Origin of the sequence: Nocardia sp. NPDC056611, from assembly GCF_042792755.1 — a bacterium.
GTDB lineage: Bacteria > Actinomycetota > Actinomycetes > Mycobacteriales > Mycobacteriaceae > Nocardia.
Map to the genome: position 1 here is coordinate 46,942 of NZ_JBHTVV010000004.1, position 14,775 is coordinate 61,716.

The following is a 14,775-nucleotide window of genomic DNA, read 5'->3' on the forward strand; positions in this document are numbered from 1 at the left end:
GTCAGGCGTGCTCGTGCATGTCACCCCAGGACGGGAAGGGATCCGGGTACCGCAGCCACGCCCGCGGCCCGGCTTCCCACTCGGCGTCGGTGAGCAGCGCGGCCGTCAGCAGGTCCCGCACGTGCGGCCGGTCGAGCTTCACACCGATGAACACGATCTCCTGTCCCGGAGCCAGATCCAGCGCGTCCCAGTGCGCGCCCGGCTCGAACGTGAGATTCGGACCGGCCTGCGACCAGATCGCCGCCAGATCCGGACGGCTGGCCAGCCAGAAGGAGCCCTTGCTGCGCAGCAGTCGTTCCAGCTGGGAGAGGGCCGCGTCGAGACGCTGCGGATGGAAGGGCCGATCGGCGGTGAAGGTGAGGCTGCCGATGCCGTACTCCTCGGTCTCGGGGGTGTGCCCGCCCGCCAATTCCTCCGTCCAGCCGTCGAATTGGGCCGCCAGGTCCGGGTTGTAGCGCCCGGTGTCGAGCACCTCGGCGAGATCGACCACGCCGCGCGCGGACCGCACGATGCGCGCACCCGGATTCAGTCGCCGCACGGTCGCCTCCACCGTGCCCACCGCGTTCGCGCTCACCAGGTCGGTCTTGTTGAGTACCAGCACATTCGCGAACTCGACCTGTTCGATGAGCAGGTCGGCGATGGTGCGCGCATCGCCCTCACCCGCCTCCAGATTCCGTTCCGCCAGCGCCTGCCCCTTGACGACTTCGGCGAGGAAGGTGGAGCAGTCGACGACGGTCACCATGGTGTCCAGTCGCGCGAGTTCGCCGAGCCGGAAGCCGTCCTCGAACTCCCACTCGAAGGTGGCGGCCACCGGCATGGGCTCGGAGATGCCGGTGGATTCGATGACCAGCTGATCGAAACGCCCCTCGCGGGCGAGCGTGCCCACCGATTCGATGAGGTCCTCGCGCAGCGTGCAGCAGATGCAGCCGTTGGTGAGCTCGACCAGCTTCTCCTCGGTCCGGTCCAGGTGCCCCTGGCCCGCGACCAGGGCCGCGTCGATGTTCACCTCGCTCATGTCGTTGACGATGACCGCCACCCGGCGACCCTCCCGATTGGCCAGGATGTGGTTGAGCAGGGTCGTCTTACCCGCGCCGAGGAAGCCGGACAGCACGGTCACGGGCAGGGGCTGGGTCTGCGGATCGGAAGTCATGGCTTTAATGGTAACGGTTTTCATTTGCAGCTTGGCATCCGAGCCCGGGAAAAGCGAAACGCCCGGCCGGAACAAGTCCGGCCGGGCGTTCGGCGTTCGATCAGCTCAGTGTTCGATCAGCTCAGCGTTCGATCACTTGCCCAGGGAGCCCGTGGGCAGACCGGGCAGGCCGAAGGAACCGCCGCCCCCGCCGGGCGTGGTGGCGTCCTTGACGTTCAGGGTCGAGGGCGCGGAGGTCGAGCCCTTGTACCCGGTGCCGCCGGTGTAGACCGCGGTGATGACCCGGTTGCCGGTCTGGCCGACGGTGTACTGCAGGGTCGCCTTGCCATTGACCACGGTCACCGCGTCGCCGATCGGGGTGCCGCCGTCCATGAATCGGACGGTGCCCGAGGTGACGGCCGCACCGGCCTCGGTCTTGACCTCGGCGGTGAAGGCCACCGCGTCACCCTTGGTGGCCGAGGCCGGAACCGTCAGGGTGGTCGTGGTGTTCAACTCGACGGGAGCCGGATCGCTGACCGTCACGGTCGCGGCCGCACCGGTCGACGGGTTGAAGCCCTCCGCACCCGAGTAGACCGCCGAAATCGCGTGGGCGCCCGCGGCATTGAAGGTGTAGGTCAGCTTCGCGCCGCCGGAGGCGAGAGCGATCGGGCCGCCGATGTCGGCGCCGCCGTCCTTGAACTGCACGGTGCCGCCCACGGCGGGCACATTGCCGGGAGCGTTCACGGTCGCCCACAGATCCGTCGCCTGACCGGTCGTCGCGGTGCTCGGGACATTCATCGTGGTGGTGGTGTCGACGATCGCGGCGGTGACCGAGACGACCGAGGCCGCCGACGTCGACGGCTGGTTCTTCGAGTCACCGCTGTAGACGGCGGTGATCGAATGCGCGCCCGCGGTGGTGAAGGTCTGCGAGAGGGTCGCCGTGCCGTTGTTCAGCGGAACGGCCGCACCGAGATTGGCGTCGCCGTCCTTGAACTGGACGGTGCCGGTGGCGGCGGCCGGGGCCACCGTGGCGCTCAAGGTGACCGCCTGGCCGGTGGTCGCGGTCGCCGGAGCGGTCAGGGTAGTCGTGGTGGAGTTGTTGACCGGCCCGGTGACGGTGATGGTGGCCAGCGGGCCCGCGCCCGCGTTGAGGGTGCTCTTGTCGTCGCTGGGAATGCAGCGGGTCGGGGCCCACTGGGTGCCGAGCAGCGAGGCCTTGGCCAGCGAGGTGCTGAAGTTCTGGTCGTTGCCGTAGCTGGCGGCGCTGCCCGCGGTCCGCACCTTCGGGGTGATCACGCCGGCCGCGACGGCCGTGACGGTGACGTCGACGGCGGGCAGCCGGTACCAGGATTCGCCCGCGGAGTTGGCGGTGCCGTCGAGGTTCTTCTTCAGCTTCGGCGCGCGAATGCCGCCCTCGGAATTGGTGCTACTGGTCGGGCTGTTGCCGACGACCTCGTTATTGCCCGACAGCCGCAGGATGCCACCGGCGTTGTCGACGGCGCCGGAGTCGTTGACGCGCAGCACGTTCGGGGCCACATTGTCGATATTGACGGCGGTGCCCGGCACGATCGCCGCGCTGACGAAGGTCGTGTTGTCGGGAATCGCGTAGTCGTACTTGATGCGCGACAGGTTGGTGGTGGTCGCGCCGGAGTCCTTGTCCGGATACGAGGACGCGTTGGGCTGGATGCGATAGGTGAAGGTCTCCCCCGCCGCGACCGAGGCGGGCGCGGTGACGCTCATGGTGGCGGCGACGGACTTGTCGACCGTGATGATCGATTTCGCCTGACACGAGCTGGTGAAGCTGGTGTCGCCGGCGCTCGCTGTACCCGGGGTGAGCAGCACCCCGGCGAGCATGGCCGCGCCGGTGACAGGCACGACGGCGAGCCGCTTGGACGAATGGTTCACAGGGACTCCTTACGCCCGGTCACATCGACGGAACCGGACAATCCGAACTAAACGCCGCCAGTATGCATGGTCTGACTAGAACGTGTTTTAGTTTTGATCATTTCATTCGGAAGGAATTTCCGGACGGCGAACGACCGGCCGCGGAGGACGGGAAGACGAGGTCCGCGGGGGTATCGGTAGGGTCTGTGACGTGCAGTTCCTACCGCTTGCCCCGAATGGCACCACCCCGGTTCGCGCCCTCACCATCGCGGGCACCGACTCCGGCGGCGGCGCGGGCATCCAGGCCGACTCCCGCACCATGGCCCTGTGCGGCGTGCACGCGTGCGTGGCCGTCGCCGCGGTGACCGTGCAGAACACCCTGGGCGTCAGCGGGTTCCACGAGATCCCGCCGCAGATCGTCGCCGACCAGGTGCGAACCGTGGTCGGCGACATCGGGATCGGGGCGGCCAAGACCGGCATGCTGGCCTCCACCGCCATCATCGAGGCGGTCGCCGAGGTGTGCCGCGAGGTCGGCATCGGGCGGCAGGGCGGCATCCCCCTGGTCGTGGATCCGGTCGCGGCCTCCATGCACGGCGACGCGCTGCTGCACGCCGAGGCGCTGGACGCGGTGCGGCACACGCTGATTCCACTGGCCACCGTCGTCACGCCGAACCTGGACGAGGTCCGGCTCATCACCGGCATCGAGGTGGTCGACGACCGGTCCGCGCGCAAGGCCGCCGAGGCGCTGATCGCGCTCGGCCCGCAATGGGCCATCGTCAAGGGCGGGCACCTGCGCACCTCCGAGCAGTCCACCGACCTGCTCTTCGACGGCGACACCTTCCACGAACTCCCGGCCCGGCGGCTGACCACCGGCAACGACCACGGCGGCGGCGACACCCTGGCCGCGGCCATCTGCTGCGCGCTCGCCCACGGGTACTCGGTGCCCGACGCGGTCGCCTTCGCCAAGGAGTGGACCTTCCGCTGCCTGGAAGCCTCCTACGACCTGGGCGCGGGGCACGGACCGGTGTCGCCGCTGTGGCGGCTGCACGTCTGAGCTCGCCGGTTGGCGGAATCCCGCTCCCAGGAACCTCCCAGGCAGGGCGCAGACTGATGTGAGTCTGGTGATCGAGATTGGTCACCATGAACGACACCGTGACCGCCGTCCGGGCGGCGGAACCCACTGCAGCAGTGACCGCGCCCGTCGTGGACGTGGTCGTTCCCGTCTACAACGAAGAGGTCGACCTCGGCCCCTGCGTGCGCCGGCTGCACGCCTTCCTGACCCTGAACTTCCCGTTCACGGCGCGAATCACCATCGCCGACAACGCCTCCACCGATTCCACCCTCACGGTGGCGCGGCAGCTGGCCGCCCAGCTGGACGGCGTGCGCGTGGCGCACCTGGACCGCAAGGGCCGCGGCCGGGCGCTGCGCGAGGTGTGGCAGGCGTCCGACGCGCAGGTCGTCGCCTACATGGACGTGGACCTCTCCACCGACCTGAACGCGCTGCTGCCGCTGGTCGCGCCGCTGGTGTCCGGGCACTCCGACGTGGCCATCGGCACCCGGCTGGCCTCCCAGTCCCGGGTGGTCCGCGGACCCAAGCGCGAGATCATCTCCCGCTGCTACAACCTCATCCTGCGGACCTCCCTGCAGGCCAAGTTCTCCGACGCGCAGTGCGGGTTCAAGGCCATGCGCTCCCAGGTGGCCAAACTGGTGCTGCCGCTGGTGGAGGACGGCGAATGGTTCTTCGACACCGAACTGCTGGTGCTGGCCGAGAAGATCGGGCTGCGCATCCACGAGGTGCCGGTGGACTGGATCGACGACCCGGACTCGCGGGTGGACATCGTCGACACCGCCCGCAAGGACCTGCTCGGCATCTGGCGGGTGGGGCGGGCGCTGACCACCGGGCGGCTGCCGATCAACGAACTGCGGGCGGCCATCGGGCGTGAGCCGCTGGTCGAGGGCGTACCGCTGGGGATGGTCGGGCAGCTGGTGCGGTTCGGCATCGTGGGTGTCACCTCGACACTGGCGTATCTGCTGCTCTATGTACTGCTGCAAGGGATTACGGGGGCGCAGGCCGCCAACTTCCTGGCGCTGCTGATCACCGCGGTCGGTAACACCGCGGCCAATCGGGCCTTCACGTTCGGGGTGCGCGGATCCAGTCAGGCTGTGTCGCATCACTTCCAGGGACTGGCCATCTTCGGTGTCGGACTGGCGTTGACCTCCGGCTCACTGTTCGCTTTGCACCATTGGGCTCCCGACGCGGCCGTCCATCTGGAACTGGTGGTGCTGGTTGTGGCCAACCTGGTCGCCACGCTGCTGCGGTTCGTCGGACTGCGCTGGGTGTTCCGCAATGCCGGGAAGCACGCCATGCCCGAGGTGACGCGTTGACCTCCTTCTCCCGTGCGCAGCAAGGACTTCCGGACGATTTCCGGCTCGCCGCCGTCGACTTCCCGCACCGTCACCGCCCCGAACACGGCGAACTGCCGTTCTGGACCATCCCCGACGATCCCCGGACCGATCGAAACAGCCGAGGAGGCGACCGATGACCGCGACACTGACCGAGACCCGGGTCGCCCCGGCCCCGGCCGAGCCGCCCGCGGCGCGCGGCGACCGCCGGGAGTACCTGGCCCTGGCCGCCCTGCTGGTCGGCACGGCCGTCGCCTACCTGTGGAACCTGTCCGCCAACGGCTGGGCCAACTCCTTCTATTCGGCCGCGGTGCAGGCGGGTTCGGTGTCGTGGAAGGCGTTCTTCTTCGGCTCCTCCGACGCGGCCAACTCGATCACCGTGGACAAGACGCCGCTGTCGCTGTGGCCCATGGAGATCTCGGTGCGGATCTTCGGACTGCACAGCTGGAGCATGCTGCTGCCGCAGGCGCTGCTCGGCGTGGCGTCGGTGGCGTTGCTGTGGGCGATCGTGCGCCGGAACTTCGGGGCGACCGCCGGACTGCTGGCGGGGCTGGCGCTCGCGCTGACTCCCATCGCGGCCGTGATGTTCCGCTTCAACAACCCCGACGCGATGCTGGTGTTCCTCATGCTGGCGGCGGCCTGGGCGATGACCCGCGCGGTCGCCGATGGACGGTGGCGCTGGCTGGTGCTGACCGGCGCGTTCATCGGATTGGGCTTCCTGGCCAAACAATTGCAGGTGCTGCTGGTGGTGCCCGCGCTGGCGCTGACCTACCTGATCGCCGGACCGCCCGCGCTGGGCAAGCGGATCGCGCAGCTGGTCGCGGCGGGCGCGGCCATGGTCGCCGGTGCGGGCTGGTGGGTGCTGCTCGCCGAGCTGTGGCCCGCCGCGGACCGGCCGTACTTCGGTGGCTCGCAGCATAATTCGATCATCGAACTGACCCTCGGCTACAACGGCCTGGGCCGGTTGAACGGTGAGGAGCGCGGGAGCGTCGGCGGTTTCGGCGGCGACATGCCGAACGGCGGGGGTGGCATGTGGGGCACGCCCGGCATCGGGCGACTGTTCGAGCCGCAGCAGGCGGGTCAGATCGCCTGGCTCATCCCGGCGGCGCTGGTACTGCTCGTGACCGGAATCGTCTTGCGCGGCAAGCTGACCCGCACCGATCCGCAACGCGCCACACTCATCCTGTTCGGCGGCTGGCTGGTCGGCACCGGACTGGTGTTCAGCTTCATGAAGGGCATCTTCCACCCGTACTACACGGTGGCGCTGGCCCCCGGTGTGGCCGCGTTGATCGGCGCGGGCTCGGTGCTCGCCTGGCGGCACCGCGACCAGCCCTGGGTGCGGCCGGCCGTGGTCGCGGCCATGGGCCTGACCACCGCCACCGCGTGGATCATCCTGTCCCGCAGCACGTCCTTCGTGCCGTGGCTGCGCTGGACGGTCCTGGTCGGCGGCATCGCCGTCACGCTGCTACTGCTCCTCCGCCTGCCCCGCAAGGCCGGATTGTCCGTCGCGGCGGCAGCGGTGATCCTCGGCTTGGCGGCGCCCACCGCCTACGCCGTGGACGGGATCGCCACCGCGCACCAGGGACCGATGCCCTCGGCCGGTCCGGCGGTCCGCGGCGGCTGGGGTCCGGGCGGACCGCGCGGCGGTGACCGTCCTGACGGGTTCACCGGCAACGTTTTCGGCGAAGGGAACGGATTCGCGCCCGGCAACGGCGGCAATGGCGGCCCGCGCAACGGCGCTCCGGGCGGTCAGCCCGGCGGCAGCCAGCACGGCGCGGGCATGAACCACGGCGGTTCGACGAACGGCGGCCCGGGCGGAACCACCGGCGGGCCTGAGGGATTCGGCGGCGCGGCGGGCAACATGATGATGGCGAGCCGCCCCAGCGCCAAGGTCACCGACCTGTTGAAGGCGAGCGGCTCCGAGTACACCTGGGTGGCGGCCACCGTCAGCTCGAACTCGGCGGCCGGATTCCAGCTGGCGACGGAACTCCCGGTCATGCCCATCGGCGGCTTCAACGGCAGCGACCCCTCCCCCACCCTCGCCCAGTTCCAGGAGTACGTCCAGGTGGGCCGCATCCACTACTTCATCGCGGGCAGCCAGATGGGCGGCGAACGCGGCGGCAACGGCACCAGCTCCCAGATCACCGCCTGGGTGAAGGACCACTTCACCGCCGAGGAAGTGGACGGCATCACCCTCTACGACCTCACCGCCCCCAAAACCAACTGACCGGCGGGCTTGCCCCCGCCACGACAGGACCGAGCGCCCGCACCCCTCCGGATGCGGGCGCTCGGTTCTTCATTGCGCCCCACCACAACCCGATAAACTGACTGTGACGGCCGTCACGATCCAGGGAATCCGCATGAGCAAGCCGCATCCCCTCCCCGATGAGCATCGAGAAGCCTTCTGGCGCAGGGCCGGATGGGATCCGTTCCTCCCCGACATCGAACGCGAGCGCATCGAACGCCGCTGGGACGACGAATCGATCGAATTGGCAGAAGTTTTCGGCTTCTGATCAGTGCGGGCTGTTCATGTAGGCAGACCCATTGGTCACGATTCCGAACGCCTGCGACAGCAGAGTGAAGAGAACCCCGAGAACGCCCATGTCGACTTCCGTTTCCTAACTTCCGATGGGCACGAAAAGCTCCCGCCCCCAAGAAATACGTCCATGCGAGCCTATCGCGAATGGCCAACCATTCAACCCGCACCACAGCACACGACCGATAGGGCTACCGATACCGAAAACAATGATCGGTGCCGCCCAGGGAGCCGCCGCCGGCCACCGTTGTCCCGCTGAGTGGACGAGGTCGGGTGAAGGGGCTGTGGGGCGGATGGGGGCTGCTAGGTTCCGCAGCATTCCCGTCTACGCCCGGACCGTCATCGCTGACGTGCTTCGCGGCAAGTACGGCATGACCGATGTCGTCGCTATCGCCGCCGATCAGCAGGCCGATGGCACGCTCACCTACCTGTCCACCGATGGCGTGGCGAAAAAGGTTGCGGCACTGCGTGGTACCTCCCAGGCCACCGATGTCGCCGGTGTCATCGCGTTCAAGGATCACCTGTGGCGCGCGACCTACACGACTCGCGACAACGGACTGCATGCCTACGCGCCCGCCGGGATCACCATGCCCAGCCACTACGATGCGCAATCCGGTCAAGCCTGGACCACCAGCGCCACGACCTACCTCCCGGTGGACATGGCGGCCCGAATCCCCCTGCTGCTCAACGGCACCGGCAGCAGTCGCTGACCTCGGCAGTCCTCGAACACCCCCGGCCGAGTAGCCGCACGCGGGGCGGCTACCGGGCGAGCATGGCGGCGGCGGTCCGGTCGGCCACGGTGCGGGACAAGGCGGTACCCACGCCGTCGAGGACCAGTAGTCGCGCCCCAGGGATTTCGGCGGCGAGGACCTCGGCGTTGCCGAGCGGAAAGAACGGGTTGGCGCGGCCGTGCACCACGAGCGTGGGTACGGCGAGGCGGCCGAGCCGGTCCCGCCAGCGCGGGGTGCAGTCGATGCGGGCGAACGTCATCCCGAGCTGGTTCGCCTGGTGCACCGCGGGATCGGTCGACGGCGTGCGATCCCAGATTCGGGCAGCGGTCGCCCGCGCGTCCTCAGGATCGTTGCCCAACAGCGCGGCCCCCGCGGCGGCGAACTCCGCGACCGCGCCTCGGTCGGTCCAGTCCGGCAGCGGGTGGGCGAACAACGCGCCCATCACAGCGGGGTCATGGTCGGGCAGGTCGTCGTCGACCGGACCCGGCGCTACCGGCCGGGTGTTGACCAGGGTCAGTGCGGTGAAGACGTCCGGGTGGTCCAGCGCGGCGACCTGAGCGACCATCCCGCCGACGCCCACCCCACCGAGGTGCGCGGTCCCGGCACCGAGCGCCTTGACCAACGCAACCGCGTCCGCGACAAGATCCCGCAGGTCGTAGCCCAGATTTTCGGGGTCGATGGTCGTCGACGCACCGGAGTCGCGCAGGTCGTAGCGGACCACGCGCCGACCGGCCGATGCGAGCCGCTCGCACAGCTCGTCGGGCCAGGACAGCATCGTCGGGCTGCCGACCAGCAAGACGAGGGGATCGTCCGCCCGGCCGAAGCCCTCGACGCCGAGGTCCACACCGTTGGCCCGCACCGAGGTCACGCCCCTCCGAATCGGTCCCTTCATGCCGAACTCCTGTCTGTCGGTTCACCCCCGATATACCCGACGACGAATCGACCGGAAAGTCATCGGTGTGGCCGCGACAGCGGATGTCAGGCGTGCCATCCGGCGCGTCCGCCCGCTTCCTTCTATTCGGCGAAAGTCCAGCTAGGCCGGATCTACGCTCGACCCAGGGCCTGACACCCGCGTCGGGCCGCTATCGCGAAAGGAGATCATCATGGCCGTCGCCGTCATCGTCGAACTCGACGACACAACGGTTGAGGAGTACGACTCGATTCTCGAGATCTTGGGATTCGCGCCGGGCGGCCCCATGGCTACGGGTGGCCTGTTCCACTGGGCGACCACCACGGACAGGGGGCTCCGCGTCACCGACGTCTGGAGCTCCCCCGAAGATTTCCAGCGCTTCGCCAACGAACGACTGGCCCCGGCGCTCCAAAAAGCTGGAATAACCAGCGAGCCCCGCATCTCGTTCGAACCGGTGCACAGCTATCTGATCGCCGGCTGACCGGAGCCGCGCCGTCTCGGCACCCGCTGGCCGGGAGGTCAGCGGGCTGCTTCGAGGGCGGTGTGGAGGGTGGCGGCCCACTGCTGGACGATTTCCTTGCGGCGCAAGGAGTCATCGGTCAGGACGTCGGCGAGGCCGAGGCCGCGGGCCAGGTCGAGGGTGGCCTGGACCAAGTGGTGGGTCACCGGATCGGTGTCGTCCACACCCAGGGCTTCGATGGCCATGCGGTGGGAGATGCGGCCGAAGCGGGCTTCCATGGGGACGATGCGTTCGCGGAGGACCGGGTCGGCGGCGGCGTGGGTCCAGACCTGGAGGGCCGCTTTGAAGATGGGGGCGGTGTAGGACTCGACCAAGCCCGCGACCACGGCCTCGGTGCGGGCGACGCCCTGCGCGACCTCGGCGACCGCCAGGGCGTCCGCCTTGGCCTGGGCCATCCGGGTTTCGAACATGTACTCGAGGGCGGCGGTGATCAGATCCTCACGGGTGGGGAAATGATGCTGGGCGGCACCGCGCGACACCCCGGCGCGTTCGGCGACGACGGCGACCGTGGCGGCTGCCCAGCCCATCTGGGACAGGCAGTCGATGGTCGCCTCCAGCAGCCGCTGCCGGGTGGCCCGGCTGCGGTCCTGCTTGGGTTCGTGGGGTGTCGCCATGGTGACCTATTGTGCCCAGCTCGGTGGACGGCGCTGCAGGAAGGCCGTCATGCCTTCGATCACCTCGGGGGTGCCGAAGTAGCTCGCGGAGCGTTTGGCCAGTTCCTCGGCCCGCTGGTCGAAGACCTCGAGCAGGTCGGTGTTGACCAGACGCTTGGCCTCGGCCAGGCCCTGGGGCGAGCCCTTCCGGAGTTCGGCGCGCAGGCGGGCCACCTCGGCGGCGGGGTCGTCGGCGGCCACGGTGATCAGGCCGTTGCGCTCGGCCTCGGCGGCGTCGAAGGTCTCGCCGGTGGAGAAGTAGCGGGCGGCCGCGCGGGCGGACATGCGCGGCAGCAGAGTCAGGGAGATCATGAACGGGGCCAGGCCGATCCGTACCTCGGTGAGGCCGAAACTGCTGTCACGGCCCGCGACGGCCAGGTCGCACGCGCCGACGATGCCCATGCCGCCCGCGCGCACATTGCCGTTCACCTGCGCCACCACGGGTTTGGGCATGGCCAGGATATTGCGCAGCACCGAGATCATCCACTGCGTGCGGATCTCGGCGGCGGCCGCCGGATCGGCGTCCACCGCCTCCTTGAGATCGGCTCCGGCGCAGAAGGTATTGCCGGTGTGGGTGAGCACCACGCCGCGCACCGCGTCGTCGGCGGCGGCCCGTTCCAGGCCGGCGAGCAGTTCGGTCACCAGCCGCGAGGACAGGGCATTGCGATTGTGCGGCGAATCCAGGGTCAGTACCGCGAACCCGTCGCTCACCTCGTAGCGCACGAACGGCGCGTCCGCGGTGGCACCGGCTGTGTCGGTCATCGAATACTCCTGCTGCTGAGTGACTTACGGAAAAGCGGGACGAGTAGCGGTGGCCGCGCGCACACCGCCACTCGTCGCCGCGGTCAGTAGGACCGGGGCAGGCCCAGCGAGTGCTGCGACACGAAATTGAGGATCATCTCGCGGCTGACCGGCGCCACGCGTGCGATGCGGGAGGCGGCCAGCATGCCCGCCAGGCCCACATCGGCGGTCAGGCCGGAGCCGCCGTGGGTCTGGATGGCCTGGTCGAGCGCCTTGATACTGGCCTCGGCCGCAGCGTATTTCGCCATATTGGCGGCCTCGGCGGCGCCGAAGTCGTCACCGGCGTCGTAGAGGAACGCCGCCTTCTGCATCATCACCTTGGCGAGCTCGAGCTCGATCTTGACCTGGGCCAGCGGGTGCGAGATGCCCTGGTGCGCGCCGATCGGCACGCCCTTCCACACCGCGCGCTCCTTGGCGTAGGAGACCGCCCGGTCGATGGCGTAGCGGCCCATGCCGACCGCCATGGCCGCGCCCATGATGCGCTCCGGGTTCAGGCCCGCGAACAGCTGCGCGATGGCCGCGTCCTCCTGGCCGACCAGCGCGGTCGCCGGAAGCCGGACGTCGTCCAGGAACAGGGTGAACTGGTTGTCGGGCTCGATGATGTCCATCTCCTGCTTCGTCTTCACGAAGCCAGGAGCGTCGACCGGGACGATGAACAGGGCGGGCTGCAGGTTGCCGGTCTTGGCGTTCTCGGTGCGGGCCACGATGAGCACGGCCTCGGCCTGGTCGACGCCGGAGATGAAGATCTTGCGGCCGTTGAGGATCCAGTCCTCGCCGTCGCGGCGGGCCGTGGTGGTGATCTTGTGCGAGTTGGAGCCCGCGTCCGGCTCGGTGATGCCGAAGACCATCTTGCCGCTACCGTCGGCCAGCTTGGTCAGCCACTCCTGCTTCTGCGCCTCGGTGCCGTACTTGGTGATGATGGTGCCGCAGATGGCGGGCGAGACCACCATGAGCAGCAGGCCGCAGCCCTGCGCCGCCAATTCCTCCTGGACGAGGGCGAGTTCGTAGATGCCCGCGCCACCGCCGCCGTACTCCTCGGGCAGGTTCACACCCAGGAAGCCGAGCTTGCCGGCCTCGTCCCACAGCTCGTCGAACGGCTCACCCTTGCGGGCCTTGGGCCCGGCGTAGTCGCGGAAGTTGTACTTGGCGGCCAGCTTGGCCACCGCCTCCCGCAGCGCCTTCTGTTCGTCGGTCTCGATGAAACCCATTGCCTACTCCTGATCTTCGCTGTGGACGACGGCGAGCACCGTGCCGACTTCGACCTGCTGGCCGGCGGAAACGTTCAATTCGGTGAGCACGCCCGCGGCGGGGGCGGCGATAGTGTGCTCCATCTTCATGGCCTCCAGCCAGAGGATCGGCTGGCCCTTCTCGACCCGGTCACCCGCGGCCGCGCCCAGGCGGATGACCGCACCCGGCATCGGGGCCAGCAGCGAGCCCTCGGCCACCTGGTCGGCGGGATCCTCGAAGCGCGGCAGCCGGCGCACCGCCACCGGACCGAGCGGGGAGTCCACCGTCACCAGATCGCCGTAGCGGGCGACCTCGAAGCGGCGGCGCACCGGGCCGCGCTCGCCGGGCACCTGGAGGATCACCAGATCCGGTGTTGCCTCCAGCAATTCGAGGCCCTGGTGGCCCTCGGCCTCCAGGCCGGAGCGGGTGATCCGGTAGCGCACGTCGTGGCGGCCGGTCAGCCGGGACTCATAGGACTTGGACTGCGCCTGCGACGGCAGGTTGCGCCAGCCGCTGGGCAGACCGCCGCCGATCCGCGCCGTACGCCGGTTGGCGGCGGCGTCGGCGAGCGCCGCGGCCACGATGGACAGCTGCTCGTCCGCCTCGGAAACCAAGGGCGCGGACAGCTTCTCCAGATCGTGGGTGGCGAAGAAGGCGGTGTCGGTGTCGCCGGCCAGGAACGCCGGATGCCGCAGCACCCGCACCAGCAGATCGCGGTTGGTGACCAGGCCGTGGATCTTGGCCCGCTGCAAGGCGGAAGCCAGCAGGTGGGCGGCCTCGTCGCGGGTCTCGGCGAAGGAGATGACCTTCGACAGCATGGGGTCGTAGTGCACGCCCACCACCGAGCCGTCCACGATGCCGGTGTCCAGGCGCACGCCCGGCTCGGTCAGCACGGTGAATTCACCCAGGGTGCCGGGGATGTCGAGGCGGTGCACGGCGCCGGACTGCGGCTGCCAGTCGTGGGCCGGGTCCTCCGCGTAGAGCCGCACCTCGATGGAGTGGCCGCGCATCTCCGGCTGCCGAGCAGGCAACGGGCGACCGGCGGCCACCTGCAACTGCAGCCGCACCAGGTCCAGGCCGGTGACCTGCTCGGTGACCGGATGCTCCACCTGGAGACGGGTGTTCATCTCCAGGAAGAAGAAGTCGCCCTTCTCGTCGGCGAGGAATTCGACGGTGCCCGCGCCCTCGTAGCCGATGGCCTCCGACGCCAGCCGGGCCGCCTCGAACAGACGGGCCCGCATCCCGTCGATCTTCTCGACGAGCGGCGACGGGGCTTCCTCGACGACCTTCTGGTGACGGCGCTGGATCGAGCACTCGCGCTCGCCGACCGCCCACACGGTGCCGTGGGTGTCGGCCATGACCTGCACCTCGATGTGGCGGCCGGTCTCCAGGTAGCGCTCGCAGAAGACGGTCGGATCGCCGAAGGCGGACTGGGCTTCCCGCTGCGCCGCCTCGATCTGACCGGTCAGCTCGGACAACTCCCGCACCACACGCATACCGCGACCGCCACCACCGGCGGACGCCTTGATCAGCACGGGCAGCATGTCGGCGGTGACCTCGGCCGGATCCAGCTGCTTCAGCACGGGGACACCGGCGGCGTCCATCATCTTCTTGGACTCCACCTTGGAGCCCATCTGCTCGATGGCCGCGACCGGCGGGCCGATCCACGTCAGCCCGGCGGCCTGCACGGCCTTCGCGAATTCGGCGTTCTCGGAGAGGAATCCGTAGCCGGGGTGGATCGCGTCGGCACCGGCGGCCAGCGCGGCCTCGATGATCAGCTCACTGCGCAGGTAGGTCTCGCCAGGAGTGTTGCCCGGCAGCCGGATTGCCGCATCGGCCTCGGCGACGTGCGGCGAGTTGGCGTCCGCGTCCGAGTAGACCGCGGTCGTCGCGATACCCATGCGCCGGCAGGTCGCGAACACGCGCCGCGCGATCTCGCCACGATTGGCGACCAGAACGTTGGTGATTTCCATTTCTGGCC

The 14,775-nt window shown here is 69.3% G+C and carries 14 protein-coding genes; 7 read left to right on the forward strand and 7 right to left on the reverse strand.

Going from position 1 to position 14,775, the window contains the following annotated elements; all coding sequences use genetic code 11:
* Position 1 precedes the first annotated feature (1 nt).
* Complete coding sequence (locus ACFRAQ_RS21645) at positions 2-1,150, reverse strand: GTP-binding protein (protein WP_379102326.1); 1,149 nt, start codon at positions 1,148-1,150, stop codon at positions 2-4.
* A gap of 132 nt (positions 1,151-1,282) precedes the next feature.
* Positions 1,283-3,034, reverse strand: a complete 1,752-nt coding sequence (locus ACFRAQ_RS21650) for an Ig-like domain repeat protein (protein WP_379102327.1) — start codon at positions 3,032-3,034, stop codon at positions 1,283-1,285.
* A 190-nt stretch (positions 3,035-3,224) separates the two neighbouring features.
* Here ACFRAQ_RS21650 and thiD point away from each other — a divergent pair, with 190 nt between their 5' ends.
* The 6 genes from thiD to ACFRAQ_RS21680 all read left to right on the forward strand — a co-directional run bounded on the left by thiD (position 3,225) and on the right by ACFRAQ_RS21680 (position 8,662).
* Positions 3,225-4,067, forward strand: a complete 843-nt coding sequence (gene thiD / locus ACFRAQ_RS21655; RefSeq protein ID WP_379102329.1) for a bifunctional hydroxymethylpyrimidine kinase/phosphomethylpyrimidine kinase — start codon at positions 3,225-3,227, stop codon at positions 4,065-4,067.
* A gap of 86 nt (positions 4,068-4,153) precedes the next feature.
* Complete coding sequence (locus ACFRAQ_RS21660; protein WP_379102331.1) at positions 4,154-5,398, forward strand: glycosyltransferase; 1,245 nt, start codon at positions 4,154-4,156, stop codon at positions 5,396-5,398.
* A complete protein-coding gene (locus ACFRAQ_RS21665; protein ID WP_379102333.1) occupies positions 5,395-5,556 on the forward strand; it encodes a hypothetical protein in 162 nt (53 codons plus the stop codon). Before ACFRAQ_RS21660 ends, ACFRAQ_RS21665 begins: the two co-directional genes overlap by 4 nt.
* On the forward strand, positions 5,553-7,643 hold the full coding sequence (locus ACFRAQ_RS21670) for a glycosyltransferase family 39 protein (RefSeq protein ID WP_379102335.1): 2,091 nt from the start codon (positions 5,553-5,555) through the stop codon (positions 7,641-7,643). Before ACFRAQ_RS21665 ends, ACFRAQ_RS21670 begins: the two co-directional genes overlap by 4 nt.
* A 133-nt stretch (positions 7,644-7,776) precedes the next feature.
* Positions 7,777-7,929 (forward strand): hypothetical protein, encoded by a 153-nt coding sequence (locus tag ACFRAQ_RS21675; RefSeq protein ID WP_379102337.1) that lies wholly within the window; start codon positions 7,777-7,779, stop codon positions 7,927-7,929.
* A gap of 316 nt (positions 7,930-8,245) precedes the next feature.
* Positions 8,246-8,662, forward strand: a complete 417-nt coding sequence (locus ACFRAQ_RS21680; RefSeq protein ID WP_379102339.1) for a hypothetical protein — start codon at positions 8,246-8,248, stop codon at positions 8,660-8,662.
* Positions 8,663-8,711: 49 nt separating this feature from the next.
* On the opposite strand, the gene ACFRAQ_RS21685 is transcribed toward ACFRAQ_RS21680, so the two are convergent.
* Positions 8,712-9,575 (reverse strand): alpha/beta fold hydrolase, encoded by an 864-nt coding sequence (locus ACFRAQ_RS21685; protein WP_379102341.1) that lies wholly within the window; start codon positions 9,573-9,575, stop codon positions 8,712-8,714.
* A 211-nt stretch (positions 9,576-9,786) separates the two neighbouring features.
* On the opposite strand from ACFRAQ_RS21685, the gene ACFRAQ_RS21690 reads away from it, so the two are divergent.
* Positions 9,787-10,074 (forward strand): hypothetical protein, encoded by a 288-nt coding sequence (locus tag ACFRAQ_RS21690; protein ID WP_379102343.1) that lies wholly within the window; start codon positions 9,787-9,789, stop codon positions 10,072-10,074.
* Positions 10,075-10,112: 38 nt separating this feature from the next.
* Here the strand turns inward: ACFRAQ_RS21690 and ACFRAQ_RS21695 are convergent, their stop codons facing one another.
* The 4 genes from ACFRAQ_RS21695 to ACFRAQ_RS21710 all read right to left on the reverse strand — a co-directional run bounded on the left by ACFRAQ_RS21695 (position 10,113) and on the right by ACFRAQ_RS21710 (position 14,767).
* Complete coding sequence (locus ACFRAQ_RS21695) at positions 10,113-10,727, reverse strand: TetR/AcrR family transcriptional regulator (protein WP_357284725.1); 615 nt, start codon at positions 10,725-10,727, stop codon at positions 10,113-10,115.
* Between the two features lie 6 nt (positions 10,728-10,733).
* Complete coding sequence (locus ACFRAQ_RS21700; RefSeq protein ID WP_379102346.1) at positions 10,734-11,528, reverse strand: enoyl-CoA hydratase family protein; 795 nt, start codon at positions 11,526-11,528, stop codon at positions 10,734-10,736.
* An 83-nt stretch (positions 11,529-11,611) separates the two neighbouring features.
* Positions 11,612-12,775: an acyl-CoA dehydrogenase family protein gene (locus tag ACFRAQ_RS21705; protein WP_379102349.1), complete on the reverse strand. Its 1,164-nt coding sequence runs from the start codon at positions 12,773-12,775 to the stop codon at positions 11,612-11,614.
* 3 nt (positions 12,776-12,778) lie between these two features.
* Positions 12,779-14,767, reverse strand: a complete 1,989-nt coding sequence (locus ACFRAQ_RS21710) for an acetyl/propionyl/methylcrotonyl-CoA carboxylase subunit alpha (protein WP_379102351.1) — start codon at positions 14,765-14,767, stop codon at positions 12,779-12,781.
* Between the last annotated feature and the right edge of the window lie 8 nt (positions 14,768-14,775).

Excerpts from the sequence above, each read along its gene's own strand:
- ACFRAQ_RS21710 (WP_379102351.1), bottom strand. The coding sequence starts at position 14,767 with ATGGAAATCACCAACGTTCTGGTCGCCAATCGTGGCGAGATCGCGCGG.
- ACFRAQ_RS21670 (WP_379102335.1), top strand. The coding sequence starts at position 5,553 with ATGACCGCGACACTGACCGAGACCCGGGTCGCCCCGGCCCCGGCCGAG.
- ACFRAQ_RS21695 (WP_357284725.1), bottom strand. The coding sequence starts at position 10,727 with ATGGCGACACCCCACGAACCCAAGCAGGACCGCAGCCGGGCCACCCGG.
- ACFRAQ_RS21680 (WP_379102339.1), top strand. The coding sequence starts at position 8,246 with ATGGGGGCTGCTAGGTTCCGCAGCATTCCCGTCTACGCCCGGACCGTC.
- ACFRAQ_RS21690 (WP_379102343.1), top strand. The coding sequence starts at position 9,787 with ATGGCCGTCGCCGTCATCGTCGAACTCGACGACACAACGGTTGAGGAG.
- ACFRAQ_RS21660 (WP_379102331.1), top strand. The coding sequence starts at position 4,154 with ATGAACGACACCGTGACCGCCGTCCGGGCGGCGGAACCCACTGCAGCA.
- ACFRAQ_RS21645 (WP_379102326.1), bottom strand. The coding sequence starts at position 1,150 with ATGACTTCCGATCCGCAGACCCAGCCCCTGCCCGTGACCGTGCTGTCC.
- ACFRAQ_RS21700 (WP_379102346.1), bottom strand. The coding sequence starts at position 11,528 with ATGACCGACACAGCCGGTGCCACCGCGGACGCGCCGTTCGTGCGCTAC.
- ACFRAQ_RS21685 (WP_379102341.1), bottom strand. The coding sequence starts at position 9,575 with ATGAAGGGACCGATTCGGAGGGGCGTGACCTCGGTGCGGGCCAACGGT.
- ACFRAQ_RS21675 (WP_379102337.1), top strand. The coding sequence starts at position 7,777 with ATGAGCAAGCCGCATCCCCTCCCCGATGAGCATCGAGAAGCCTTCTGG.
- ACFRAQ_RS21705 (WP_379102349.1), bottom strand. The coding sequence starts at position 12,775 with ATGGGTTTCATCGAGACCGACGAACAGAAGGCGCTGCGGGAGGCGGTG.